At 66.1% G+C, this 26,255-nt stretch carries 14 protein-coding genes; 6 read left to right on the top strand and 8 right to left on the bottom strand.

All coding sequences use genetic code 11. The features are described 5' to 3' along the window. Nucleotides 1-340: 340 nt before the first annotated feature. The 5 genes from FYJ91_RS06415 to FYJ91_RS06395 all read left to right on the top strand — a co-directional run bounded on the left by FYJ91_RS06415 (nt 341) and on the right by FYJ91_RS06395 (nt 17,491). Nucleotides 341-2,092 (top strand): ShlB/FhaC/HecB family hemolysin secretion/activation protein, encoded by a 1,752-nt coding sequence (locus tag FYJ91_RS06415; protein WP_246152494.1) that lies wholly within the window; start codon nt 341-343, stop codon nt 2,090-2,092. Further along, a complete protein-coding gene (locus FYJ91_RS06410; RefSeq protein ID WP_149521474.1) occupies nt 2,092-11,520 on the top strand; it encodes a beta strand repeat-containing protein in 9,429 nt (3,142 codons plus the stop codon). Before FYJ91_RS06415 ends, FYJ91_RS06410 begins: the two co-directional genes overlap by 1 nt. Then, nucleotides 11,520-14,645 (top strand): CHAT domain-containing protein, encoded by a 3,126-nt coding sequence (locus FYJ91_RS06405; protein WP_246152492.1) that lies wholly within the window; start codon nt 11,520-11,522, stop codon nt 14,643-14,645. The genes FYJ91_RS06410 and FYJ91_RS06405 overlap by 1 nt, the downstream gene beginning before the upstream one ends. A 75-nt stretch (nt 14,646-14,720) precedes the next feature. Then, nucleotides 14,721-15,962, top strand: a complete 1,242-nt coding sequence (locus FYJ91_RS06400) for a putative DNA modification/repair radical SAM protein (RefSeq protein ID WP_149521473.1) — start codon at nt 14,721-14,723, stop codon at nt 15,960-15,962. Between the two features lie 155 nt (nt 15,963-16,117). Continuing rightward, nucleotides 16,118-17,491: a UdgX family uracil-DNA binding protein gene (locus tag FYJ91_RS06395; protein ID WP_149521472.1), complete on the top strand. Its 1,374-nt coding sequence runs from the start codon at nt 16,118-16,120 to the stop codon at nt 17,489-17,491. Nucleotides 17,492-17,630: 139 nt separating this feature from the next. Here FYJ91_RS06395 and FYJ91_RS20530 read toward each other — a convergent pair whose 3' ends face one another. From FYJ91_RS20530 to FYJ91_RS06370, 6 genes are all read right to left on the bottom strand, one after another. Further along, nucleotides 17,631-17,804 (bottom strand): Thivi_2564 family membrane protein, encoded by a 174-nt coding sequence (locus FYJ91_RS20530; protein WP_164857061.1) that lies wholly within the window; start codon nt 17,802-17,804, stop codon nt 17,631-17,633. 88 nt (nt 17,805-17,892) lie between these two features. Then, a complete protein-coding gene (locus FYJ91_RS06390) occupies nt 17,893-18,618 on the bottom strand; it encodes an SDR family NAD(P)-dependent oxidoreductase (protein ID WP_149521471.1) in 726 nt (241 codons plus the stop codon). Between the two features lie 289 nt (nt 18,619-18,907). Then, a complete protein-coding gene (locus FYJ91_RS06385) occupies nt 18,908-19,837 on the bottom strand; it encodes an electron transfer flavoprotein subunit alpha/FixB family protein (RefSeq protein WP_149521470.1) in 930 nt (309 codons plus the stop codon). Then, nucleotides 19,834-20,583, bottom strand: a complete 750-nt coding sequence (locus tag FYJ91_RS06380) for an electron transfer flavoprotein subunit beta/FixA family protein (RefSeq protein ID WP_149521469.1) — start codon at nt 20,581-20,583, stop codon at nt 19,834-19,836. The genes FYJ91_RS06385 and FYJ91_RS06380 overlap by 4 nt, the downstream gene beginning before the upstream one ends. Before the next feature lie 108 nt (nt 20,584-20,691). Continuing rightward, nucleotides 20,692-21,891, bottom strand: a complete 1,200-nt coding sequence (gene sucC, locus FYJ91_RS06375) for an ADP-forming succinate--CoA ligase subunit beta (RefSeq protein ID WP_149521468.1) — start codon at nt 21,889-21,891, stop codon at nt 20,692-20,694. Nucleotides 21,892-21,988: 97 nt separating this feature from the next. Next, nucleotides 21,989-22,309, bottom strand: coding sequence for a hypothetical protein (locus FYJ91_RS06370; RefSeq protein WP_149521467.1), 321 nt, complete (start codon nt 22,307-22,309; stop codon nt 21,989-21,991). A gap of 192 nt (nt 22,310-22,501) precedes the next feature. On the opposite strand from FYJ91_RS06370, the gene FYJ91_RS06365 reads away from it, so the two are divergent. Next, a complete protein-coding gene (locus FYJ91_RS06365; protein WP_149521466.1) occupies nt 22,502-24,883 on the top strand; it encodes a TonB-dependent receptor in 2,382 nt (793 codons plus the stop codon). A gap of 25 nt (nt 24,884-24,908) precedes the next feature. Here FYJ91_RS06365 and FYJ91_RS06360 read toward each other — a convergent pair whose 3' ends face one another. Together FYJ91_RS06360 and FYJ91_RS06355 are read right to left on the bottom strand one after the other, a co-directional pair. Further along, nucleotides 24,909-25,304, bottom strand: a complete 396-nt coding sequence (locus tag FYJ91_RS06360) for an endonuclease domain-containing protein (RefSeq protein ID WP_149521465.1) — start codon at nt 25,302-25,304, stop codon at nt 24,909-24,911. A 95-nt stretch (nt 25,305-25,399) separates the two neighbouring features. Beyond that, nucleotides 25,400-26,230, bottom strand: coding sequence for an AIM24 family protein (locus FYJ91_RS06355; protein ID WP_149521464.1), 831 nt, complete (start codon nt 26,228-26,230; stop codon nt 25,400-25,402). Nucleotides 26,231-26,255: the final 25 nt, after the last annotated feature.

Here is a 26,255-nt window from a genome sequence, read left to right as displayed (position 1 = left end):
ATCCTTTTCCGTCAGACGGACAAGGCTTCTGGACGCGCATCGGCTAAAAGATGGTTAACGGAACCTAACCTTTATGCAGCCTCTCCTCTTTTTAGAGGAGGCGGGCGCAACCCTGCGACGACATATTGCGTATCCTTAGTGCAAATGTGCGTTTTGCCGATGCGTGCCATGGCGCAATGGAGTTCCGGTCGTTTCCGCGAACAGGGGCGGGACCGGGAATCTACGTGTCGATTGGTCGCTTCTTTTCCGGTTACTTATAACCGGGATGACAGGGACGACTTTTGCAATTAACACCCGATAACAATTGGGTGGCCGTAATATAGTTGCAGGGGGGTGCGTGGTGCGTAACCGATTCGCGTTGATCGCTGGCGTGGGCGGCCTATCGCTCCTGACTTCGCCACTCGCCGCACAGGTCACCGCACCCCAACTCGCGCCGACTCGCGAAGAAGTCACCCGCAACCAGCGCGGCGGCGAAGTTCCCACGAAGGGCAGCAAGCTTCTCGTCGATGGCGGCATCGAACGCGCCCCCTGCGCGCTCGACGATCCGGCCTATGCCGACATCAAGGTCACGATCACCGAAGCCCAGTTCAACAACCTGCAGGGCGTGACGCCCGAAGAACTGCGCCCCGCTTACGCATCCGCGCTGGGCCAGGAACGGCCGATCAGCACGATCTGCACGATCCGCGATGCCGCCGCGACCATCCTGCGCCAGAAAGGCTATCTCGCCGCCGTCCAGGTGCCGGTGCAGCGGATCGAAAATGGCGTCGTCAAGTTCGAGGTGCTCTTTGCCAAGATCGTCGCGATCCGCGTGCGCGGCGACGCGGGCAAGCAGGAGGCGATCCTCGCCCGCTATCTGTCGAAGCTGACCCAGGATCCGGTGTTCAACCGCCTGACTGCTGAGCGTTACCTGCTGCTCGCGCGCGACGTGCCGGGCATGGACGTGCGCCTGTCGCTCAAGCCCGCCGGCACCGCGCCGGGCGAGCTGGTCGGCGAAGTCAGCGTGGTCCGCACGCCCTTCGATCTCGATGCGAACGTCCAGAATTTCGCCGCGAAGGGCACTGGCCGTTGGTCGGGCCTGCTGCGCGGGCAGGGTTATGGCCTGCTGACGTCGGGCGACCGGTTGAGCGCGTCGGTCTCCTCGACGGCCGATTTCAAGGAACAGCAGATCGCGCAGCTCGGCTACGACATGCGCCTGGGATCCGAAGGCGTCGTCCTGTCGGGCAACCTCACCTCGGCGTGGACCAAGCCCGACATCAACACGCCCGGCCTGTCGCTCAAGGCGCGCACATTGTTCTGGACCGGGGGCATCAGCTATCCGATCAAGCGCAGCCAGGCGCTCAGCGTCGCGGTCGCGGGCGGGCTCGATTATCTGAACCAGACGGTGCGGCTGAACGGCATCGTCTTTTCGCGCGACCATCTGCGCGTGCTCTATGCGCGCCTCGACACCGATTTCTCCGACATTCAGGAAGGCCGCCCGTCGCGCTGGCGCGGGTCGGGGTCGGTCGAGCTGCGCCGCGGCATCAGCATCCTGAATGCCAGTGAGAGCGGGCCGCTCGGCTCGTTCACTGATCGCACCTTCACCGGCCGGCCGCTCGGCGATCCGACCGCCACGGTGGTTCGCGCCTCGGGCGAGTTCGAGATCAACACCGGCTACAATGTGTGGGTCGCGGTCATGCCGCGCGCGCAATATGCGTTCGATCCGCTGTTGAGCTTCGAGCAATTCTCGACCGGCAACTATTCGATCGGCCGCGGCTATGATCCGGGCACCACGATCGGCGACAGCGGCATCGGCGCAAGCTACGAAATCCGCTGGAACCGCATCACGCCGTTCCCGCGCTACAATCTGGTCTTCCAGCCCTTCCTGTTCGCCGATGTCGCGCGGACCTGGGTCAAGGACGTCGGCGCGATCCAGGGCTATCACGACACGTCGATCTCGCTGGGCGGCGGTGTCCACGCCGCGCTCAACAACCGTTTCCGCATCGATGCCACGCTCGCCGTGCCGATGCGCCGGACCGGCTTCCAGACCGAGAAGCCCGATCCCCGCTTCCTGATTTCGCTGACGACCAAGCTTTGGCCCTGGAGTGCCCGGTAATGCGTAACACCAACGATCCGTTCGCGCGTCACAACCGCCCCGGCAAGAAGCCGCTGTTCACATCGCGCACGCTGACATCCGTCCTCGCCCTCGGCACCGCCCTCGCGGCGCCGGTGACGAATGCGATTTCTGGTAACTTTGTCGGCAACGGCATAAATCCGAACGGATCAGGCGTCTTCGACCTTGCTACCGGCGAATCCGGCGCTTTCCGGGCGAGCATAACGGGTGGATCGGGCAACGTGGCCCGGTACAACAACGTCCAGGGTGTGGACGGCGTCAACACGGATCGAGTTTTCATCTCATCCTCGACTGCGGTGATCAACTGGACGCCTTATGCCAGCGCCGAAGCTGCCCCCGGCGCGATCAACCTGCTGCCAAATGGCAATCGTCTATTTTTTCAGGCTGACGGGTCGGACTTCGGTCCCGATTTCACTGTTTTAAACCGTATCATTCCGACCGATCAAAGCCGTCAGATCAGCCTAAATGGTGTGATTTCGTCTTATCGAAATCAGATTGGCAGCAGCGTCAGCAGCCAATTGGGCGGTGGAAATATCTGGTTCTACAGCCCGGGTGGTATCCTCGTCGGTGCCACCGCGAACATCAATGTCGGCGGGCTGCTGCTTACTTCGCTCGATCCCATCGGCAACTTCAACAGTGGCGGTGCAACCTTCACCAATGACCCGATGGTCACGGGCCTCGCGCGCGGCGGCAAAGTGCAGATCGCATCGGGCGCACAGATCGCCGTCAGCAATTATATCGGCATCGTCGCGCCGACCGTGGAGCAGAACGGCGACGTCACCATCGGTACGCTCAATGGCACAGACAATGTCAGCGCCGCTTATGTCGCGGCCGAGGACGCGACACTGACGCTCAACGAGGGCCTGTTTGACATTCAGATCAACGTCGGCACCGATGGGGAATTGTTGCCTGACGGTTCGCTGCGCGCGCTGACCCACGGTGGCAGTACCACCGGCCCCGCGAACGATTTTGAACAGAACGTCCAGCAGCGCATCTCGCTGGTCGCGGTTCCGAAGAACAGCGCGGTCACGATGCTGATTCAGGGTGACGGCCAGCTCGGCTTCGAAGTCGCCAACGCCGTGCAGCAGGGTCGCAATTCGATCATCCTGTCGGGCGGCTATAACGTCCAGAATAACTCGGTGGAGATCGACGAAGGCACTCGCGCGCCTGCCATCGCCACCCGTGCGCCCACTGTAGGCGATCCCAATACCACGTTCGTCAACATCAACATCGTCGGCAGCGCGGCGTCGGCTCAGGGCAATCCCAAATTCCTGAGTGATGTAAGCGGCTACGCGACCGGCAATGCGTCGATCTCCGCCGGTTCGGGCACGCGGCTCGATTTCGCGCGCAATCTTTACTTCAACACATCGCATCGCGCGCTGGGCGATGGTGTGAGCGCGACCGCCGGTACGCTGTCCTTGTCGACGGGGGCGGGCGGCGCGGTGACGGTGGCGGGCATCGCCAGCCTGGTATCGAACGGCATCGGCGATAATGCGGTGTCGCAGGCGTTTGGCGGAACCGGCGTGGGCGGTCTCGTCTCGGTCAACGCCAGCGGCGGCTCGATCACGCTCGGCGCGCTGGAAATGTACTCCGAGGGCTATGGCGGCCTCGGCTCCGGCAGCGGCGCCAAGGGCGGCAATGGCTTCGGCGGCGGCGATCCCTTCGGCCAGAGCTTCCTGACCGGTGCGTCGCTCGGGGCCAATGCCGGCGGTGTGCTGACCGTAACCGGCCCGGTCACGCTCAGTGCCAACGGCTATGGCGGCAACAGTATCGATAATGACGGTGGCTTCGGCTATGGCGGCCGTGCGGTGATCTTCAACAATGCTTCGCAGGATATGAACCTGGGCGGCTTTGTGGACGTCAGCGCGGATGCGCAGGGCGGCAATGGCTTCAATGCCGGTGGCGCGGCCGGCGGCTTCGCGCAAATCGGTGCGGAAAGCGCCAGCATCATCACCGGCAGCGGCGTAAACATCTATGCGCGCGCCGTTTCCGGCGAAGCCTTTGGCGGCTTCGCCATTCCGCTGGGGGGTGAAGAAACCATCTCGCTGCGCGGCGGCACCGCGCTCCTGTCGCGCAACGGCGCGGGCGGGACCTTCATCGGCGGCGCTGCCTATCTCGATGGCTCGGCTTACGGCCTCGATCCGTTTGGCGGCGAAGTCTTCGCACCCACCATCACCTATCCGGATTTCAGCGGCGCATCGGCGCGCGGCGGGCAGGCGTCGGTCTTCGCCAGCGGCGGCGGGATCACGCTCAACAACGGCCTCTACGCCTATGCCGAAGGCTATGCCGGCATCAATCAATATGGTGACGGCGGCGTCGGCATCGGCGGCTTCGCGCGCGTCCGCGCGATCAACGACGCCGACATCACGATCTTCAACGAGGCGCAGCTGCTCGCCAGCGGCTATGGCGGCGTCGGCTTTAATGGCGGCGAGGGCATAGGCGGCGAGGTCAGCATCACAGTCGCCAATGGTGTTCTGTCAAACGGTACGCCGGGCGTAAGCGGCGCGACGATCACCCTCAACGACACCGGAATGTCGTTCTTCGGGCTGGAAGCGCGCGCCGACGGTCGCGGCGGTGATGCCGGGATCGAAGGTGACGTCGGCAATGGCGGCCGGGGCATTGGCGGCTTTGCGTTGATCCAGGCCAATGGTGGCCCAGGCCTTTCCAACAATGCGATCACCTTGGGCGGCAATGTTTACGCCTCTGCCAGCGGCTATGGCGGAGACGGCGGATCGGGCTTCAGCGATGGCGTTCCGCAGGACGGCGGCACGGGCGGCGACGGCATCGGTGGCAATTTCGTCGATGGGAACAATAACCAGCTCAAGGGCGTCGCGATCGGCGGCACCGCCGCCGGCGGCATCCTCACGATCAATGGCGCGGCGGAGGCCAGGGCCGAAGGCGAAGGCGGCGAAGGCGGAAGCGGCTCCGACAACGGCTCGACCTTCACGGCGGGCGGCAAGGGCGGCAACGGCTTCGGCGGCCTGATACAGGTCGGCCTGTTTTCCGGCGTAACCGGAACACCGACGACCGGGTCGGCCAGCTTCAACGGCGGCCTCGACATCAATGCGCAGGGCGAGGGCGGCGAAGGCGGCTTCGGCGCGTCCGATGAAAACGGCGTTTATAGCGCGGCAGGCGGCGAAGGTGGTCGTGGCTCGGGTGGCTTCGCCAACGTCCTTCAGCGCGGCGGATCGGCTCTGATCAATTTCATCGACATCAATGAATCCGGCGCGACGGTCGATGTATCGGGCCGCGGCGGCGATGGGGGCGAGGGCACCACAGCGGGCACGTTCGGCCGTGGATCGGGTGGCGACTTCGCGATGATCGCGTCGCCCCGCTTCCAATCGACCGATGTCGGCACGCTGCAGCTTCCCAACGGCGTCACCGCCGATGTCAGCGGCTATGCCGGCTCGGGCACCGCGCCGGTCACGTCCGATCCTGTCGCGGTTTCGGGCGAGTTCCTCGTCGCCGCCATCAATGGCGGCACGATCAACGCGCCTGGCATCACGATCGCGAATGCGGGTGTCAAAGGCACGCGCGAGTTCATCGACTTTGCCAATCTGACGCAGATTTTGACACCGCCGAGCTTCAGCGAATTGTCTGCGACCGGTGGTGGATCGATCGTGCTGGGTTCTGGCGGATTGACGCTTGTTACCCCGGGTGATCTCTCCCTGAACGTCGACGCGCTCAGCTCGATCTCCACGTCCGGCAACGTCACCCTTGGCGGTTCGACCAGCAGCCAGATCATCCAGACCGCGACTCCGAACGGCAATGGCGTGTTCAGCGCCAACGCCTTCAACATCTTCGCCAATTCGATCGACACGTCAGCGATCCTGAACAAGACGGCCGGCAGCTTCACGCTGACGGTGCCCGGCGCGATCAAGGTCGGCGGCTTGCGCGCCGCGGGCGGCAACATCACCGTCGTCAGCCAGACCGGCGGTGCGCTCGATCTCGGCACGATCTTCGCGGGCGGCGCGGTGCTGCTCAATGTCCAGCAGGCCGCGCCGACGACCCCGCTCAGCGCCGCAAGCACCATCACTACCGGCGACATCACCGCCGGTGCATCGGTCGTCGCCGCCGGCACGGCAATCGCGGTCGGCAACGTCATCTCTGGCGACACGATCGGCCTGACCGCGACCACGGGCGGCGTCACCTACGGTTCGCTGAGCGCGGGTCTGGTCAATCCGGTCGGCCAGTCGCAGCAGGGCTATGGCGTTGGCATCCGCTCGGCGGGCAACGTCGCCGGCGGCGCGATCGCGGCGCGCGGCAATGTCGGCATCGTCAGCCAAACAGGCGCGATCACCACCGGCGACATCAGCTCGCAACAGCAGTCGATCGTTCTGCTCGGCAAGGGCGCGCTGTCGACAGGTGCGCTGACGGCCGGATCCACCACACAGGGCATCTATGTCGCCGATTCGGCGATGTTCGCGGCGAATAACGGCAGTCTCGATCCGACGGTCTATTTCGGTCAGGCGCCGACCCCGATCGCCGCTCTCGGCCAGACCCCTGGCTCGCTGACGGTTGCCGGCACCGTGACCGGACGAAACCTGATTGCCGCAGCGACCGGCGCGATGCAAATCGGTGGGGTCAATCTGTCGGATGCGCTCACGCTAGGTGGTGGCAACATCACGCTGGGCAACGTCAACGCCGGAAGCGTCGCGATCAACGACGCCAGTTCGATTACCAGCGGTACGATCACCACCACCGGCAATGTCGATCTGAGCGCCTCCACAAGCGCTGTGGTCAACGGCCTTTTCGTCACCGGACCAATATCGACCGGCGCGATCACCGCTGGCGGCAACGTCAACGCCCTGGGTTCGTCGATCGCTACGGGCAACATCAACGCCCAGCAAATCGGGCTTAGCATGTACGGCTCGACCGCGGGCACGATCACCACGGGCAATCTGACCGGCGGCCCGGTGACCGTTAACGCGCGAGTTTTCAACGGCGGGCCCGGCGGTTCGATAGCGGTCGGCGATGTGACGTCCTCCGGCACTGTCGGCATCACGGCGGCGGGCTCGGTCACGGCGGGTTCGTTCAGCGCGGCGGGGCTGACGCTCGCTGCCGGCGGCAACGTCAATATGGGCAATCTCGTCGGCGGCGGCAACGTTTCCGCCGGCGGTTCGCTGACCACCGGCGATCTGTCTGGCGCCAGCGTTTATGCGGAAGCTCTCAACGGCAACGCCACGATCGGAACGGTTACAGTCGGCAGCGCCACGCTTCAGGCGCGCGGCGGCGACCTCGTCGTGGCGGATATCGATGCCGCCGCGAGCCGCCTGACCTCTGCGCCCGGGCAGGAGGCGCGCATTGCTCTGATCGGCAATTCGGTGCGTGCAGGCAATGTGTCGGCCACGGGCCGTGTCTACGCGGCCGCCACCACCGGTAACCTCACGCTGAGCAATCTGACGACGAGCAGCCTCGCCGAGCTTTTCGCCGCTACCAACGTTTCGCTGGGTACGGTCGTTACCGGAACCCAGGCCAACGCCTTCACCAATGTCGTCGGCCTGTCGATCAGCAACGTCTCGTCGCAGCTGCAGTCGGGCGGGACCGTTCCTCCACCGTTCTCCAACCTGCCAGCAGTAGACGGGTCGATCTCGGTCAGCGGCCCAATTTCGGGCGGGCAGTTGCTGTTGGCGGCAAATGGCGCGGTTTCGACCGGACAGGTCACGTCGAACAGTAACGTTCAGCTGCGGGGCGGTTCAATTAACGCCGGCAACGTCATCTCTGGCGACACGATCGGCCTGACCGCGACCACGGGCGGCGTCACCTACGGTTCGCTGAGCGCGGGTCTGGTCAATCCGGTCGGCCAGTCGCAGCAGGGCTATGCGGTCGGCATCCGTTCGGCGGGCGCCGTCACCGGCGGCGCGATTGCGGCGCGCGGCAATGTTGGCGTCGTCTCGCAGGCCTCCACGATCACCACCGGCGACATCAGCTCGCAACAGCAGTCGATCGTCCTGCTCAGCGGCCGCGCGGTCACCACGGGTTCGCTCAACGCTGGTTCGACCACCGGGGGCGTGTACATCGCCAATTCGTCGATGTTCCAGCAATCGGGCGGCAGCCTCGATCCGGCGACTTATTTCGCCGCGACGCCGGTGCCTGTCGCGGGCATCCCCTCCGCACCCGGTACGATCACGGTCAATGGCAACGTCAATGCCGCCCGCTTCCGCGCGGCATCGAACGGCACGTTCCGCACCGGCAATATCACGGTCAGCAACCAGCTCGATATCCGCAGCTTCAGCAACTACATCCTGGGTGACGTCAGCGCCCCCACGATCTTCCTGACGGCGCCTGCCATTCAGGCTGGCGCTCTGACTGCCAGCGGTGAAGTTCTGCTCGTTGCACCCGCGGCGATCAATGTCGGTAACATCACCGCCAGCGCGCTTTCCGCGCAGGCCGGTGGCGTCGTCAACATCGGCAATGTCAATGCCACCAACGGCGTGTTCATCGCCAGCACGATGATACCGCAGACACTGCCCAACGTCGTCCTGCCCGGCACGGTCACCATCGGCAACATCGCCTCGACCGCTGGCGATATCACCGTGTTCAGCCAACGCGGCTCGGTCACCACGGGTAATCTCGCGGCTGCCGGTGAAATCGGCGTCTTCGCCGATGCGGGCTCGGTCCGCTTCGGCAACGCAACCGGCGCCAACGTCGAATCCACGGCGGCGGGATCGATCACGGCGGGCGATGTCACCGCGACGGCAGGCGAGATCGACTTCGAAGCCGGGCCGAACGAGGAGAATCTCGAGGCGTTCGTCGCCGGAGCCGACATCACCACCGGCGCGCTGGTCGCGACGGACGAGATTTCGGTGCTCGGCAGCGGCAATGTCACGGTCGCCAGCGCGACCATCAACGCGCCCAGCAACCGCAATTCCGAGGAACTCTACGAGATCGGGCTTGGCGCCGGCGGCAATCTGACGGTCGGCAATGTCAGCGCGCCCGGCACCATCGGCCTCGTCGCGCTGACCGGCAACATCTCGGCCGGCAACATCGCCAGCAGCCAGGATTCGGTCCTCGCACTTGCGGGCGGAAGTGCCAGCTTCGGTTCGGTTTCAACTGTCGCCGGAGGCTACGTCTTTGTTGGCAATTCCAGCCAGCTTCCCGACGTCGATACCGATGACGGCATCGACGCCAGTGTGCTGCTGGCCAATGCGCCGGTCCGCGCGGGCGGCGCGGTCAGCTTCGCCGGCCCGGTTTCAACCGGTCGCTTCGATGTCGCCTCGGCCAGCGGCTTTGCGGCCGGCAACCTCACGGCCTCTTCAGTGCGCGTGAATACGGGCGGGGCCGCGAGCTTCGGCAATGTCGTCGACAGTGGCGCCTTCACCGTCGCGTCGAACGGCATCAGCACCGGCACGCTTCAGGCCTCTTCGGTCTCGGCCACCGCCGGCACGGGTGCGGCGAGCTTCGGCGCAGTCAACACGCCAGGCGCCTTCTCGGTCGGCTCGGGCGCGTTCACGGCAGGCGGTATCAACGCCGCATCGGTCCAGATCGCGGCCAGTGGCGCGGCCAGCTTCAACGGCGCAGTCACGGCACCGACGATCAACGTCGCGTCGACCGACATCGCGATCGGCGCCAATGGCTCGCTCGGCAACGCGGCGACGACCGCGCTGACCCTGACCAACAGCGGCACCGGGCCCAGCACGCTGGGCGGCACGGCGCAGGTGACGGGCTACACGCTCGACGCGGCCGAGATCGGCCGACTGCGCGCGACCCAGATCGCGTTCAACTCGACCGGCAACGTCACGTTCGATACAGCGGCGATCAATGCGGCGAACGCGCTGAACGGCGCGACCGGCGGCTTCCGCGTCGCCACCCCGGGGTCGATCCGCATCACCGGCAATGTCGACTTCACCAATATGGCAGCAACCAACACGGCGACCTTCGTCGCCGGCCAGCGGTTCGAGATCGTGACCCCCACCGGGCAGCTCCGCCTGCTCGGCGCCGGCAATGCGGTGAATGGCGTGGCCAATATCAGCGCCACGAACGTCGCTGTCGGCAACGCGGCTCTGCTCGACCAGCTGGCGGCCAACCCCCGCTTCGCCGGCCGCGATACCTTGCTCGGCCTGGGCGCTACGGGCAGCGCGGTGAACAGCGCCGGCTACATCCAGGCCGGCCGCCTTGCCTTCACCGTCGGCAACACCCTGCTGATCGCCAATTCGGGCACGGCCACCGACCCCGCCGGCTTCACCGCCGGCACCGGCGGCGTGAGCGTCGCGGCTGCACCGGGCCAGGGCACTGTCGACGTCGTGATCTTCGGCCGCTCGCTCGATGCTTCCGGCACACCGACATCGTCGTCGGGCACGGTCTCGACCGTGATGATCGCTCCCGGCAGCACCGGACGGATCAGCACGACGTCCAGCGTCAACGGCTGCGGCTTCGACGGGACGACCTGCACCGCGGGCGCCGTCGTCACTAACACCGTTCAGAACCAGTTGACCCAGATCGCCGCGACCATCCAGTCGGCGGTGACGGGCATTGGCGGCGGCGCGACCAACGGCCCGGCCGGCGGATCGGCCGACAATGACGGTACCGCCAGCGACAATGCCGCCACCGACGAAGGTTCGGATGGTGAGGATGACGGCGCGACGGCAGCGGCGCAGAGCGCGACGCGCGTCAACGTGCTGATCGACACCAGCAGCATCGGCGGCGGCGGCCCCGTGATCGACACGCCGGTCACCAGCTCGGGCAATTCCAGCCTGTGGGGCGGCGATGCCGGCAGCGACATCGGATCGACCGGTGCCGGCGGCCTGGGCGACACCAGCGGTCCGCTGGGCGATCTTGGCGGCAGCGGTGGCTTCGGCGGCGCGACTGGCGGCGGCTTCGGCGGCGCGGCCGGCACGGGTGCCGGGGGCGCAAGCTTCGGCGGCGCAGCGGGCGGCAGCCTCCCCAGCGGTACCGCGCCGACGGGCGGTACCGGATCGGTCGGCGGCGCGGCTTCGGCAGGCGCGGGCTCGACCGGTAATGCTGGCTCGGCCGGTGCCTCCGGCTCGGCGGGCGGTTCGGCTTCGACCGGTGGTACGGGCTCTGCGGGTTCGGCGGGTGGCGCGGCTTCGGCCGGCGGCAGCACCGGAAACACCGCAGGCAGCGGCAACGCGGGCGGCTCCGCGGCTGGCGGAAGCACTGGCGGCACCGAAGGCGGCGGTTCGACGGGCGGCCAGGGCGGCGGCACGGCCGCGACCCCGGCGGGTGAATCGAACGCGGGTGCCAGCGGCACGGCCGCGACAACGGCGACCGAAGGCACGTCGAACAGCGGCGGTGGGGGCGGCGGCGGTGAAGCCGGCGCGTCCGAGCCTGGCGCGACGCCGGGTGGCGCGGCGGGCGGCGCGGCAGGCAGCGGCGGCAATAGCGGCGGCGGCAACAAGGACGAGAAGACCGACAAGCCGCAGGGCGGCACCACCGGGGGGATCAACTAATGAAGACCATGATCCGCATCCTGCCCGCGCTCGCGGCCATCGGCCTGGTGGCGACGACGCCGTCGGTGGGCGCGCCGAGCCTGAGCCTGCGCAACAGCTTCCGCATCGGCAATGGCGGGGTGCTGTGCACCGCGCAGTCCAAGCCGCTGACGCCGAACCTGAAGAGCATGTTCGATCGCGGCTATTCGATCGTCTGTCGCGACGCGGCGACGCCGGTCGGGCAGATCAACGTGATGCGCAAAGGCATCGACGATCCGGTCGCGCGCGTCGCGAAGAACCGCGACGCCGGCATCGCCTGCGAAGCCCCGGCCCCGGCCCAGATCGAAGGGCTTTCGGGCGCGACGGTCGCGGCCTGCGTCGAAAAGGAAAGCGGCCTCGCTTATCAAAGCTGGGTGTGGTCGGATTCGCGGACGACCTATGTCGTCGAAGGTCTGGCGGGCTATGAAAGCGCGCTGAAGCTCGCGCTGCGCACCGCCGCGGCCGATGCGCCGGTCAAGGGCGATGTCGAGGTAGCAACGACCTCGGCGGGCGATCCTGCCGCCTTCGCGCGCGCCCAGGCGGGCTCGCTCGACAGCGAAAGCGCGCTGGCCGAAGCTTATTCGCGCAACAATGACGGCAGCTATGCCGAAGCAGCCGAATTCTTCCAGGCACTGGTCGAACGCGACGCTTCGGGTACCGAAACCAACGCCCGTACCGCCGAATATCTGGCGAACCAGGCGCTTCAGGAATCGAACCAGAAGAATTTCGCCGCGGCGGAAACACTGTTCGCGCGCGCCTCCACCCCGGCGGCGCTGGGCGAACCGATCACCGGCCGCCTGCTGCGCAACTTCTACGCGATCCACCAGCTTAACGAGGGCAAGGTCGACAAGGCGATCGCCGAGCTCGACAAGCCCGTGGTCAGCGTCAAGGCCGTAGGTACCGCCGACGCCGCGCTGGCCAGCGGCGCGATCACCCCCGCGGTCGCCGATCGCATCAACCGCGACAATCAGTCGCTCGCGCAGATGGGCGGATCGGTCGACGCCTCGCTCCAGCCGTTCGAACGCGCCGCGATCCTCGATGCGCAGGCGCTCCAGCTGCAGGGCGTCGCCTATCGCATCAAGAACGATTTCCCCAAGGCGCGCGCCAAGTTCGACGATTCGATCGCTGCAATGGGCTCGGTCCGCGAGGGCAAGCTCAACTCCACCGGCTGGCTGCGATCGAGCATCCAGAGCGAACAGGGGCTGATGGCCGAAAAGGAGGGCCGCATTCCCGAGGCGCAGCGCATGTTCGAAGACGCGCTGACCACGGTCGAGATCGGCCATCCGCAGACGGCGATCGCGCTCGCCGCCAAGGCGCGCTTCGCGGGCTTTCTCGCCCGCCACGGCCAGGGCGATCGCGCGATGACGATGTTCGCCGAGGTGGTGAAGGAAGGGCAGAACGTCCCCGGCGCCCTCACCTCGACCCGCAACCTGCTCAGCCCCTATTTCGCGCTGCTCGCCCAGCGGGCACCCAGCGATCCGACCGCGGTCGACGCGATGTTCCAGGCAAGCCAGGTCATGCTCCGCCCCGGTATCGCGCAGACCCAGGCGCTGCTCGCCCGCGAGCTTTCGGGTGGCGATGACGAGGCCGCCAGCCTCTTCCGCCAGACGGTCGCGCTCACCCGCGAGATCGCCCGCACCACGGGCGAGATCGCGCGGATGACCTCGACTCCGAATCCGGACGAGAAGGATGTGCTGCTCGCCGCGCAGAAGCGGCTCGCCCGCTCTGAGCGCGATCAGACCGCGCTCCAGTCGCAGCTCAACAAATATCCGCGCTACCGCGTGCTCGCGCCCGAAACCATGTCGGTCGCCGAGCTGCAGAAGTCGCTGCGTCCGTCCGAGGCCTATTTCAAGGTCACGATGGTCCAGCAGGATGTGTACGGCATGTTCGTCACGCCCGATGAGGCCCGCGCCTATCGCATCCCCGCGACGACCAAGCAGCTCGACGATGCGGTCGCCAAGATCCGCGATTCGGTCGTGAAGATCGAAAACGGCCAGATGGCGACCTATCCGTTCGACATCCGCCTCGCGCGCCGCCTCTATCTGGCGCTGCTCGGCCCGGTCGACGCGCAGGTCCATGCGGCCAAGAACTTCATCTACGAACCCGATGGCCCGCTGCTGCAGCTGCCGGCCAATCTGCTCCCGTCGGAGCAGGCCGGGGTCGATGCCTATACGGCGCGGCTGAAGGCCAGGAATGCCGACGAATATGATTTCCGCGGCATCGCCTGGCTCGGGCGCGATCATGACGTGTCGACCGTGGTGTCGCCGCGCAGCTTCGCGGACGGCCGCACCACCTCGGCAAGCCGCGCGAAGATGGCCTATCTCGGCCTGGGCGAGAATGCGAAGCCGGGCGACAATCCCTTCTTCGTGCCCCCGCCCGCGCTCAACGACGATTGCGCCTGGCCGGTCGACAATTGGAACAACCCGATCAGCTCGTCCGAGCTGTATCTGGCCGCCAACATCATCGGCACCGACAAATCGGCGCTGATCACCGACGGCCAGTTCAGCGATACGGCGATCGAGGGGAAGTCCGACCTCAACGACTTCCGCGTCATCCACTTCGCGACCCACGGCCTCGTCACCGCGCCCAAGCCGAGCTGCCCCGCGCGGCCGGCGCTGCTGACCTCGTTCGGCGGCGGCACGTCGGATGGCCTGCTGAGCTTCAAGGAAATCTTCGACCTCAAGCTCGACGCCGACGTCGTCGTCCTCTCGGCCTGCGACACGGCCGGCATGGCGACGGTGGGCGCGACCCGCGAGGCGGGCGTGACGACGGGCGGCAACTTCGCGCTCGACGGCCTCGTCCGCGCCTTCGTGGGCGCCGGCGCGCGCACCGTGATCGCCAGCCACTGGCCGGTGCCGGACGATTATGATGCCACCAAGCGGCTCATTTCGGGCCTGTTCACCGCACCCCCGGGCACCGCGATCGCCGCCGCGCTGCGCGAGGCGCAGATCGGCCTGATGGACGATGCGAACACTTCGCATCCCTATTACTGGTCCGCCTTCGCGATCGTCGGCGACGGCGAGCGGCCGATGCTCCCGGCCAACGAACAGCCCGCCCAGCAGGTCACCTCCACCGGCGGCGCTCCCGCCACCGCGAGCCGCCGCTAATTGATCCTCCGCCGCAAGGGGGAGGATTGATCTGGATCATTGCCACACCCTGTTCTAGAACATATCTAGAACAACATGGCCCAGCTCGACACCCGACAGAAGCTCGAGATTCTCGCGGATGCTGCGAAATATGACGCGTCCTGCGCCTCGTCAGGCACGTCGAAGCGCGAGTCGGCGGGGAAGGCCAAGGGGATCGGATCGACCGAGGGCATGGGCATCTGCCATGCCTACGCCCCCGACGGCCGCTGCATCTCGCTGCTCAAGATCCTGCTGACCAACAGCTGCATCTTCGACTGCCACTATTGCATCAACCGCAAGAGTTCGAACGTCCGCCGCGCGCGCTTCACCGCCAGGGAGGTGGTCGATCTCACCCTCGCTTTCTATCGCCGCAATTATATCGAGGGGCTGTTCCTCTCCTCGGGCATCATCCGCTCGTCCGACTATACGATGGAGCAGATGGTCGAGGTCGCCCGGTCGCTGCGCGAGGATCACCAGTTCCGCGGTTATATCCACCTCAAGACGATCCCCGATGCCGATCCCGGCTTGATCGACGCCGCAGGCCGCCACGCCGATCGCCTGTCGATCAATGTCGAGCTGCCGACCGACCCCGGCCTCGCCCGCCTCGCCCCCGAAAAGTCCGCGGCGGGAATCCGCGCCGCAATGGGGGGCATGAAGGCCGCGATCGAGGACGGGCATGACGCGAAGAAGCGCTATCGCTCCGCCCCCGCCTTCGCTCCCGCTGGCCAATCGACCCAGATGATCGTCGGCGCCGATGCCGCGAATGACAGCGACATCGTCCGCACCGCCGCCACGCTCTACGATCGCTATGCGCTGCGCCGGGTCTATTATTCGGCGTTCAGCCCGATCCCCGATGCCTCGGCCGTCCTGCCGCTCAGCCGTCCGCCCTTGATGCGCGAGCATCGGCTTTATCAGTCGGACTGGCTGATGCGCTTCTACGGCTACAAGCCTGCCGAGGTCGCCGCCGCGACCGACGATGCCGGCATGCTCCCGCTCGATATCGACCCCAAGCTCGCCTGGGCGCTCAAATATCGCGACGCCTTCCCCCTCGACGTCAACCGCGCGCCACGCGAGGCGCTGCTGCGTGTTCCCGGCCTCGGCGTGAAGGCGGTCGACGCGATCCTCGTCTCGCGCAAATGGCGGCGTCTCAGCCTCGCCGATGTCGGGCGACTGACGGTCTCGATCGCCAAGATCCGCCCCTTCATCGTCGCGTCCGACTGGCGCCCCACCGCCCTGATCGACCGCCTCGACCTCAAGCCCCGCATCAAGCGCGAGCAACTGGAGCTGTTCGCCGCTTAGAATCCTCCCCCGGAGGGGGAGGGGGACCGCGAAGCGGTGGAGGGGTATTGGCCGGCAGCAATGCCCTTGCGGGTAGCTACCCCTCCACCGGCTGCGCCGGTCCCCCTTCCCTTCCAGGGGAGGACTAAGAAGGAATCATCGCAGGTTACGTTCGAATGCATAGCATCCTCCTCCCCCGGCCCGACGACATCGACGCCTGGCGCGACGCCGCCCGCGCGTTGGCGCTCGCCGATGTCGCGCCCGTCGACATCGTCTGGCGGGTCGAAGGCGAGGGCGGCGACCTGTTCGGGGACACCGCCACCCCGTTCCCCTCTCCGTCCACCCCCGCCTTCGCCGTCCCCCGCCGCTTCGTCGATCTCGCGCAGAGCGTGATCCTGCACCGCGATCCCGAACGCTTCGCCTTGCTCTACACGATGCTGTGCCGGCTGAAGGATGATCCGGCGATGATCGACGACGAATCCGATCCGCTGCGCCGCCGGCTCGATCTGCTCGCCAAGGAGGTGCGGCGCGATATCCACAAGATGCGCGCCTTCGTCCGCTTCCGCGAGGTGGAGGATGGGGAGGGCGAGCGCTTCGTCGCCTTCTTCGAGCCCGACTTCCACATCGTCCGCGCCAATGCCGGCTTCTTCCTGCGCCGCTTCGCGACGATGCGCTGGTCGATCCTGACCCCGGACCTTTCGATCCACTGGGACGGCGAAACCCTCACCGAAAGCCCCGGCGCCACCCGCGCCGACGCGCCTGGCGACGATCCGGTCGAGGCATTGTGGAAGGGTTATTACGCCTCGATCTTCAATCCCGCGCGGCTGAAGGTCGACATGATGGTGAAGGAGATGCCGCGCCGCTACTGGGCCAATATGCCCGAAACCGCCTTGATCCCCGGCCTGATCGCCGGTGCCCGCGCCCGCGAGATCGCGATGGTCGAACATACCGCCCCGCGCGGTAACGGCGCGACGGCGTGGGAAAAACTGCGTGAGGAAGCGTCACACTGCACCCGCTGCCCCTTGCACAGATGCGCGACGCAGACCGTGTTCGGCGAAGGCCCGATCGACGCCGATCTGATGTTCGTCGGTGAACAGCCCGGCGATCAGGAAGACCTTGCCGGCAAAGCCTTTGTCGGCCCCGCCGGCCAGCTGTTCGATCGTGCGATGGCCGACGCCGGGGTCGATCGCGCGCGCGCCTACATCACCAACGCGGTCAAGCATTTCAAATATGAACAGCGCGGCAAGCGCCGCATCCACGCCCGGCCCCATGCGGGCGAGGTGAAGGCGTGCCGCTGGTGGATCGATCAGGAACGCCGGATCGTGCGGCCGAAGCGGATCATCCTGCTCGGCACCACCGCGGTCCATTCGCTGACCGGCAAGGCGCAGAGCCTCGTCTCGATCCGCGATCGCGTGCTGGACGTCGGCGACGGCGCGACGGCGCGCGCGACCGTCCACCCCAGCTACCTCCTCCGCCTCCCCGACCGCGATCAGGCCGAGATCGAATATGCGCGGTTCGTGGAGGATTTGCGGAGGGCGGCTGCCCTCTAAGTCCTCCCCCGGAGGGGGAGGGGGACCGCTGAAAGCGGTGGAGGGGTATTCGCCGCAAGCACATCGCTGCCGGCCAATACCCCTCCGTCAGTCCTTCGGACTGCCACCTCCCCCTCCGGGGGAGGATTTCAGCGTCGGGTTAAATCCCCACGCCCGCCAGCAGGCCGAACGCCTGGAGCAGATAGAGGATGACGACGATCACGACGACGGCATTCAGGATGCTTTTGATTTTGCCGTCCATCGGGATGTAGTTGTTCACGAGCCACAACAGCACGCCGACGATGATCAGTACGATAATGATGTGAATCAGCATTTTGGGCCTCCTGCGAACCTTGGGGTCTGGAAGCCCCATGTTGTCGCTATCGAACCCCCATGCGGCCGATATTGTTCCGCCCCCGTCTCTACCAGGCGAGTTCTTCGCCTTCGACATCGCTGAGGAAGCGGCCCGTCGGCGGCGCGGGGTTGAGCGCGAGGCGGACGGTCGACTCCGCGCCTTCGGCCGGGCTCTTGGTGCCCATATGCTGGCTGACTGCGGTGTTGACATAGCCCGGGCTGATCACGTTCACCGCGATCCCATCGGCCTTCAGCGCCTGCGCAAGCTGCACGCTGATCGAATGCATCACCGTCTTGGACGTCGCATAGCCCAGCGGCACCCGTCCCGCGAAGGCCGGCGGGGTGTTGCCCAGCCAGTGGAGACTGCCCGATCCGCTGCCCACGTTGATGATCTGCGGCTTGTCGCCCTTGCGCAGCAGCGGCAGCGCGAGCTGCGACAGGCGCAGCGGCCCGATCGCATTATTCTCGATCGCCGCGCGCAGCGCATCGAGATCGGCGACATGCGCCGCGCCGCCGCCGAAGGTCGCGCCCGCATTGTTGATCAATATGTCGAGCTTGCCGTGCGCCGCCTCGATCGCCGCCACCGCCGCGACCATGCTCGCCTCGTCGGTCACATCGATCCGAACCGGACGGATATCGCCCTCACCCGCCAGTTCGGCTGCAGCCTTCTCGCCCTTGGCCGGGTCGCGGCTCGCCAGCCACACGACATGCCCTGCCTTGGCCAGCGCGCGGACCACTTCATAGCCGATCCCGACATTTCCGCCGGTCACCAGCACCACCCGCTCCGCCATCATCGCTCTCCTGCTATTTGTCGCGATGACTTTGCCCGGATTCACCTGCGAACGGGAGAGACAAAATTATAGCACGCTTAAATATCATGAATCCTCCCCCGCCAGAGGGAGGTGTCAGCGCAGCTGACGGAGGGGGAGGATGCGATGAGCAGGAGTTAGTCGCCGCCCTCCCCCTCCCCCTCCGTCGCCTTCGGCGCCACCTCCCCCTGGCGGGGGAGGATCAGGAGCGGACAAAAGAAAAGGGCGGCCGACCCATCGGTCGACCGCCCCAATTCTCAAGCCGAAGCTGTGTTCAGAGCTTGCCGGTCAGTTCCGGCACGATCTTGAACAGATCGCCGACCAGGCCGATGTCGGCGACCTGGAAGATCGGCGCGTCTTCGTCCTTGTTGATCGCGATGATCGTCTTGGAGTCCTTCATGCCGGCGAGGTGCTGGATCGCACCCGAAATGCCGATTGCGATATAGACTTCCGGGGCGACGATCTTGCCGGTCTGGCCGACCTGATAGTCGTTCGGGACATAGCCCGCGTCGACCGCGGCGCGCGACGCGCCGACCGCGGCGCCGAGCTTGTCGGCGAGCGGTTCGATGACCGAATGGAAGTTCTCGCTGTTCTGCAGCGCGCGGCCGCCCGACACGATGATCTTCGCGCTGGTCAGTTCCGGGCGTTCCGACTTCGAGATTTCGGCGCCGACGAAGCTCGAAAGCCCCGCATCACCCGCACCCGAAGCCGCCTCGACGGTGCCCGAACCACCCTCGCGGGCCGCCTTTTCGAAGGCGGTGCCGCGCACAGTGATCACCTTCTTCGCGTCCGACGACTGAACGGTCGCGATCGCGTTGCCGGCATAGGTCGGGCGGGTGAAGGTATCGGCGCTCTCGACCGAGAGGATTTCCGAGATCTGCATCACGTCGAGCAGGGCTGCGACGCGCGGCGCGATGTTCTTGCCGTTGGCGGTCGCCGGGGCCACGAACGCGTCGTAATTCGCCATCAGGCCCGCGATCAGCGGCGCGACATTCTCGGGGAGAACATGGTCGAAGGCCGCGTCGTCGGCGGACAGCGCCTTGGTGACGCCCGCGATCTGCGCGGCGGCGGCGGCGACATCGCCCACGCCCGAACCCGCGACGAGAACGTGAACCTCACCCAGCGCAGCGGCGGCGGTGACGGCGGAGAGGGTGGCGTCCTTGATGGCGCCGGTGTCGTGTTCGACCCAAACGAGGCTCGTCATGCCGCAACTCCCATCGCCTTGAGCTTGGCAACCAGCTCATCCACGTCAGCAACCTTGATACCGGCCGAGCGCTTCGGCGGCTCGGAGACCTTGACGGTCTTGAGGCGCGGGGTGACGTCCACGCCGTAATCGGCGGGGGTCTTCTGCGCGAGCGGCTTCGACTTCGCCTTCATGATGTTCGGCAGCGACGCATAGCGCGGCTCGTTCAGACGCAGGTCGGTGGTGACGATCGCGGGGGTCTTGAGCGACACGGTCTCGAGACCGCCGTCGACTTCGCGGGTGACCTTCACGCTGTCGCCTTCGACGACGACCGCGCTGGCGAAGGTGCCCTGCGGACGGCCGGTGAGCGCGGCGAGCATCTGGCCGGTCTGGTTGCTGTCATCATCGATCGCCTGCTTGCCCAGGATGACGAGGCCGGGGGCCTCTTCCTCGACGATCTTCTGCAGGATCTTGGCGACGCCCAGCGGCTCGACTTCGGTCTCGCTGACGACCAGGATCGCGCGGTCCGCGCCCATCGCCAGCGCGGTGCGCAGCGTTTCCTGGGCCTTCTGCTCGCCGATCGAAACGGCGACGATCTCGGTCGCGATGCCCTTTTCCTTCAGGCGGATCGCTTCTTCGACCGCGATCTCGTCGAACGGGTTCATCGACATCTTGACGTTGGTCAGGTCGACGCCGGTGCCGTCCATCTTGACGCGCGGCTTGACGTTATAATCGATCACCCGCTTGACGGGGACGAGGATCTTCATTCCCACTTCTCCTATACGCATCGTCATGCCGTTCCCGGCATTCCGGTCGGGCTAGCTCCCACGCGCCCGATCCGAAGCCGCGGCCCTGGGCCGCGGCGACGGGGGAAATCACGCGGCCTTGCGAACCTCGGCCACGATCTTCTTGGCGGCGTCGCCCAGATCGTCGGCGGGGACGATGGCGAGGCCCGACTTGGCAAGGATGTCCTTGCCCTGCTGCACGTTGGTGCCTTCGAGGCGGACGACCAGCGGAACCGAAAGGTTCACTTCCTTGGCGGCCGCGACGATGCCTTCGGCGATGATGTCGCACTTCATGATGCCGCCGAAGATGTTGACCAGGATGCCCTTCACCGCCGGATCGGCGAGAATGATCTTGAACGCCGAGGTCACCTTCTCCTTGCTCGCGCCGCCGCCGACGTCGAGGAAGTTGGCGGGGAATTCGCCGTTCAGCTTGATGATGTCCATCGTGGCCATCGCCAGGCCGGCGCCGTTCACCATGCAGCCGATGTTGCCGTCGAGCTTGATGTAGGCGAGGTCGTACTTCGACGCTTCGATTTCGGCCGGATCCTCTTCGGTCTCGTCGCGCAGCGCGAAGACGTCGGGGTGGCGATACAGCGCGTTCGAATCGAAGCTGACCTTCGCGTCGAGAACGAACAGCTTGCCGTCGGTCGTTTCGACCAGCGGGTTGACCTCGAGCATCGACATGTCGGTCGCGACGAACGCCTTGTAGAGCTGCTCGGCCATCTTGACCGCCTGCTTGTTGAGGTCGCCCGTGAGGTTCAGCGCGAACGCCACCGCGCGGCCGTGGTGCGGCATGAAGCCTTCGGCCGGATCGATGATGATCGTGGTGATCTTTTCCGGCGTGTCATGCGCGACGGTTTCGATGTCCATGCCGCCCTCGGTCGACACGATCATCGCGATGCGGCCGGTCTTGCGATCGACGAGCATCGAGAAATAATATTCCTTCGCGATGTCCGCGCCGTCGGTGACGTACAGGCGGTTGACCTGCTTGCCGGCTTCGCCCGTCTGGATGGTGACCAGCGTGTTGCCGAGCATGTCGGCCGCATTGGCCTTCACCTCGTCGAGCGTCTTGGACAGGCGAACGCCGCCCTTGGCGTCGGGGCCGAGTTCCTTGAACTTGCCCTTGCCGCGGCCACCGGCGTGGATCTGCGCCTTCACCACATAAAGCGGCCCGGGCAGCTTCTTGGCGGCTTCGACAGCCTCTTCGACCGTGAGGGCCGCGAAGCCGGCGGGCACGGCCGCGCCGAATTTCGCGAGCAGTTCCTTGGCCTGATATTCATGGATGTTCATGTGGTAAGGATCCCCGAGTCCGAAGAAATCCCGGGCGCTAAAGCATAGTCGGACGGCTAAGGGAACCCCCGCGCGCTGCAATGCGCAATAGCGGCGATCAGAACCCGATCGAACAGCCCAGCCCGGTCTTGAGCACCACGGCCGTAATCTCGGGGTCGTCGAGCCCGCGCAGGCGATGCGCGATCTCGTCGATGCTCATCGCGTTCACGTCCTTGCGCGCCAGCCCGCTGAGCGACTGAAGCCGCTTGAGCTGCGCCAGCGACAGCCGGTCGACCAGCCGTTCGGCCATGCAGGAGGCGACGGGCGGCTTCACCCCCGCCTCGATCAGTTTCGCGCGCACCTTCGCCTCGGGCGAGACGGTGGTGCAGGCGGCAAGCGCGATCAGCACGATCGGCAGGAGGCGGGCGATCCGGGTCATGGCGCCGGCCTAGGCGCGCGCGCCTTGCGTCAAGCTGAACGCCCCGTCCGCGTGGCCGCCCGCCAGGCGGAAATATACGAAATACGATCGTCACGATTTAGAAACGATTCCTTCGCTGCACCGCAACAGGGCGCGCGTAACCGCCGCGACGAACCGCCGATCAGGGCGGATGCATATCAGGGAAGCACAGCCATGATCCAGCAACGTCGTCGTTCAGGGGCAGCCGCCTCGCGCCTCATCCTCGCCCTCACGCTCTGCACGCCGGGCTTCGCGGCGGCGCAGGTCCCCGCCACCGCCCCGGTGGCGGACGATGCCGCTGGAATGGAGTCCGGCGGCGGCCTGTCCGAAATCGTCGTGACCGCGCAGAAGCGCCCTGAAAACCTGCAGAAGACGCCGATCTCGATCTCGGTGTTCCGCAACGAGGATCTGGCCAACCGCCACGTCACCTCGCTGGTCGATCTGGGCGACGGCGCGATCCCCTCGCTCAAGGTCGCGCCCTTCTATTCGCGCAATTCGGCGCTGATCGTGAACATCCGCGGCATCGGCGTGCTTTCGGACGGCAATCAGCCCGCGCGCGATCAGGGCGTCGGCGTCTATATCGACGGCGTCTATCTGGGCCGCGCTCAAGGGTTGGGCACCGCCTTGTTCGACATCGAGAATATCGAGGTGTTGAAGGGTCCGCAGGGCACCTTGTTCGGCCGCAACACCGAAGGCGGCGCGGTCAACATCACCACCAAGAAGCCGACCGGCGAGTTCCACGTCAACGCCACCGGCGGCTATGGCAATTTCGGCCATTACAAGGGCGAGGTCCATGTCGATCTGCCCGCCTTCGCCAATATCGCGGTCAAGCTCGATGGCGTCGTCGCGCATCGTGATCCGCTGGTAAAGAACCCGCTGTCGGGCGCCGAAGGCTTCAACCAGTACGACAAGCGCGGCCTGCACGCCGAGGCTTTGTGGAAGCCCAGCCCCGAGTTCAGCGCCGATTATTCGTTCGATACGTCGAAGGACGAATCGACCCCGCTCTACCTGAACCTCATCGCCCCCGGCGCGAACCGGCAGGCCGCGCTCGCCACGATCCAGCCGACACGCGTCCGCACCGCCAATGTCGGCGTTCCGCAGCAGATCAGCACCGGCAAGGTCCACGGCCATCGCCTGACGCTCGATTATCAGGTCTCGCCGCAGATCACGCTCAGGTCGATCAGCTCGTATCGCAAGCTCACCCAGGACCAGCTCGACAACGGTTCGGCCGCGTCGAGCATGTCGAACGCGACCGGCAATTTCCTCAACTTCGGCTTCGCGCGCTACAGCCTGGCCTATTTCGCGCAGAATCAGCGCAGCCAGGAAGTCCAGGTGATCGGCTCGCTCGACCGCGTGAAGTTCGTCGCCGGCGCGCTTTATTATCGCGAGCATGTTCGCGATAATGCGCAGGCTTACAACACCGCCGCCTTCACCAATGCGGCGGGTTCGGCCTACACCGTCACCCCCCTCGTCCGCAGCGCCCAGCGGATCGACCGCGCCAGCCACGTCACCACCAAGAGCATCGGCGCCTTCGGCCAGGCGACCTGGACTCCGGACCTGATGGACGATCGCCTCCACCTGACCGGCGGCCTGCGCTGGACCAGGGACAGCAAGCATGGCGCGCTGGAAATCGTGAACGGCCTGCTGCCGGTCGATCGCAACGGCGTCTCGGCCGAAATCGGGCTGGACGCCAGCTGGTCGCGCGTCGATCCGATGGTCAACCTCGCCTTCGACGTGACCGACGATGTCCACGCTTATGGCAAATGGTCGACCGGCTATAAATCGGGCGGCGCGAACTCACGCTCGCAGGAATATGATCCGTTCAATCCCGAATCGGTGTCGATCTTCGAAATCGGGCTCAAGAGCGAGTTCTTCGATCGCCACGCCCGCTTCAACATCGCCGGCTATCTGGGCACCTACAAGGATATCCAGGTCGATTTCAGCCGCCCCTACGAAACCGGCGGCATCCGCCAGACGCGCACCACCACCTCGACGATCAACGCGCCCGGCGACGGCGATCTGCGCGGTGTCGAGGCCGAACTGACCGTCCTGCCCGTCGACGGGCTGACGCTCTCGGCCTCCTACGCCTATCAATATGTGAAGATCCCGGCGACGGTGAACCCCTATCCCAATGCGCAGGGCGTGGTCAGCACGATCGCGGTGCCGATCTACCAGACCTACACCCCCGCACATTCGGCCAGCGGCGCGATCGACTACGAACTGCCGATGAACGGCTATGCGATCCGCGCGCATATCGACGGCAATTATGACGGCGGCTTCTATTCGAACGGCAACGACCCGGTCTATCTGGGGCCGAACAACCCGGCCAACGTCCGCCAGCCGAAGGGCGAGAAGGCGTTCATCGTCAACGGCCGCCTCGCGATCGCCGATATCGAAATGCCGGGCTCGGCCGCGCTGGTCACGGTTGCTTTGTGGTCGCGCAACCTCTTCAACGAACAGCATCTCTTCTACAAGTCGCGCAGCCCGCAGTCGGGCGTCAGCGGCTTCTTCAACGAACCCCGCACCTTCGGCGGCGAAATCAACGTGAAGTTCTAATCGAAGCGGAACACGCCACCTCCCCTTATCCTCCCCCGCCAGGGGGAGGTGGCGCCGCAGGCGACGGAGGGGGAGGACGGCGACGAACCCCGAATTGCTCCCGCCGCTCAGCCGCAACCATCAAAACATGCCGCACCACGCCGTCGAGATTCGTCAGCACATCCTGCGCGGTATAACGGACCACCATCACGCCCTGCGCCGCCAACCACGCATCCCGAACCGCATCCCGCGCCGGACGATCGCCCCGATCATGTGCTTCGCCGTCGACTTCGATCGCCAGCTTCGCGATCGCACAGTAGAAATCGAGCACGTAATCGCCTGCCGCGTGCTGCCTGCGAAAGCGCAGACCAGCCTCGTTTCGTGGCAGCGCTTCCCACAGGGCCAGCTCGGGCGGCGATCTCCTGCCGCAGCCTTTTGGCATTGCGGTTAGCGCCAGCCGAACCCCTCAAGCGCACCGCATCCTCCCCCTCCGTCAGCTGCGCTGACACCTCCCCCTGGCGGGGGAGGATAATGTGGCTATCTGTTCCCCCCGATCAGGTCGCCCAGCCCACCGAGCACCGAACCCTCGCCGCGATTCTGCCCGCCGCCGCCGGCCGCCGCCAGCATCCGGCCGGCCAGCCGCGCGAAGGGCAGCGACTGGACCCACACCTTCCCCGGCCCGCGCAGCCGCGCGAAGAAGGCGCCCTCGCCGCCGAACAGCATCGATTTCACGCCCCCCGCCGCGATCAGATCGAACTCGACCGACGGCGTGAACGCCGCGATGCAGCCGGTGTCGACGTGCAGTTCCTCGCCCGCCGCCAGCTCCCGCTCGATCACCGTGCCGCCCATCTGGACGAACACCCATCCGTCGCCGTCGAGCTTCTGCATGACGAAGCCTTCGCCGCCGAACAGCCCGGTCATGATCCGCCGCTGGAAGGCGATGCCGATCGACACCCCCTTGGCCGCACACAGGAACGAATCCTTCTGGCAGATCAGCGTCCCGCCGAGCTGATCGAGCCGGATCGGCAGGATCGACCCCGGCGTCGGCGACGCGAACGCCACCCGCGCCTTGCCCGATCCATTGTGGGTGAACACCGTCGTGAACAGGCTTTCGCCGGTCACGAGCCTCTTCCCCGCCCCCAGCAGCTTGTCCATGAACCCGCCGCCCGCGCCACCCGATCCATCGCCGAACACGGTCGTCATGCCCACCGCCGCATCCTTCCACACCAGCGCGCCTGCTTCGGCCACCGCACTCTCGCCCGGATCCAGCTCGATCTCGACGAACTGCAGCTCCTGCCCCTTGATCTCGAAGTCGATATCATCGGCCATGCCGCTGCTGCGATGATGGCTCCACGGACCGTTCGTCATGGGAATCTCCTTGGGGATTTTGGGG

Origin of the sequence: Sphingomonas montanisoli, from assembly GCF_008274695.1 — a bacterium.
In the GTDB taxonomy this organism is placed as follows: Bacteria; Pseudomonadota; Alphaproteobacteria; order Sphingomonadales; family Sphingomonadaceae; genus Rhizorhabdus; species Rhizorhabdus montanisoli.
Note: the sequence above shows the minus strand (reverse complement) of the source record. Positions and strands in the feature narration are given on the sequence as shown.

What these genes read in the sequence shown, in the direction of transcription:
- FYJ91_RS06410 (WP_149521474.1), top strand. Translation starts at nt 2,092, where the DNA reads ATGCGTAACACCAACGATCCGTTCGCGCGTCACAACCGCCCCGGCAAG.
- FYJ91_RS06405 (WP_246152492.1), top strand. Translation starts at nt 11,520, where the DNA reads ATGAAGACCATGATCCGCATCCTGCCCGCGCTCGCGGCCATCGGCCTG.
- FYJ91_RS06400 (WP_149521473.1), top strand. Translation starts at nt 14,721, where the DNA reads ATGGCCCAGCTCGACACCCGACAGAAGCTCGAGATTCTCGCGGATGCT.
- FYJ91_RS06395 (WP_149521472.1), top strand. Translation starts at nt 16,118, where the DNA reads ATGCATAGCATCCTCCTCCCCCGGCCCGACGACATCGACGCCTGGCGC.
- FYJ91_RS20530 (WP_164857061.1), bottom strand. Translation starts at nt 17,804, where the DNA reads ATGCTGATTCACATCATTATCGTACTGATCATCGTCGGCGTGCTGTTG.
- FYJ91_RS06390 (WP_149521471.1), bottom strand. Translation starts at nt 18,618, where the DNA reads ATGATGGCGGAGCGGGTGGTGCTGGTGACCGGCGGAAATGTCGGGATC.
- FYJ91_RS06385 (WP_149521470.1), bottom strand. Translation starts at nt 19,837, where the DNA reads ATGACGAGCCTCGTTTGGGTCGAACACGACACCGGCGCCATCAAGGAC.
- FYJ91_RS06380 (WP_149521469.1), bottom strand. Translation starts at nt 20,583, where the DNA reads ATGAAGATCCTCGTCCCCGTCAAGCGGGTGATCGATTATAACGTCAAG.
- sucC (WP_149521468.1), bottom strand. Translation starts at nt 21,891, where the DNA reads ATGAACATCCATGAATATCAGGCCAAGGAACTGCTCGCGAAATTCGGC.
- FYJ91_RS06370 (WP_149521467.1), bottom strand. Translation starts at nt 22,309, where the DNA reads ATGACCCGGATCGCCCGCCTCCTGCCGATCGTGCTGATCGCGCTTGCC.
- FYJ91_RS06365 (WP_149521466.1), top strand. Translation starts at nt 22,502, where the DNA reads ATGATCCAGCAACGTCGTCGTTCAGGGGCAGCCGCCTCGCGCCTCATC.
- FYJ91_RS06360 (WP_149521465.1), bottom strand. Translation starts at nt 25,304, where the DNA reads ATGCCAAAAGGCTGCGGCAGGAGATCGCCGCCCGAGCTGGCCCTGTGG.
- FYJ91_RS06355 (WP_149521464.1), bottom strand. Translation starts at nt 26,230, where the DNA reads ATGACGAACGGTCCGTGGAGCCATCATCGCAGCAGCGGCATGGCCGAT.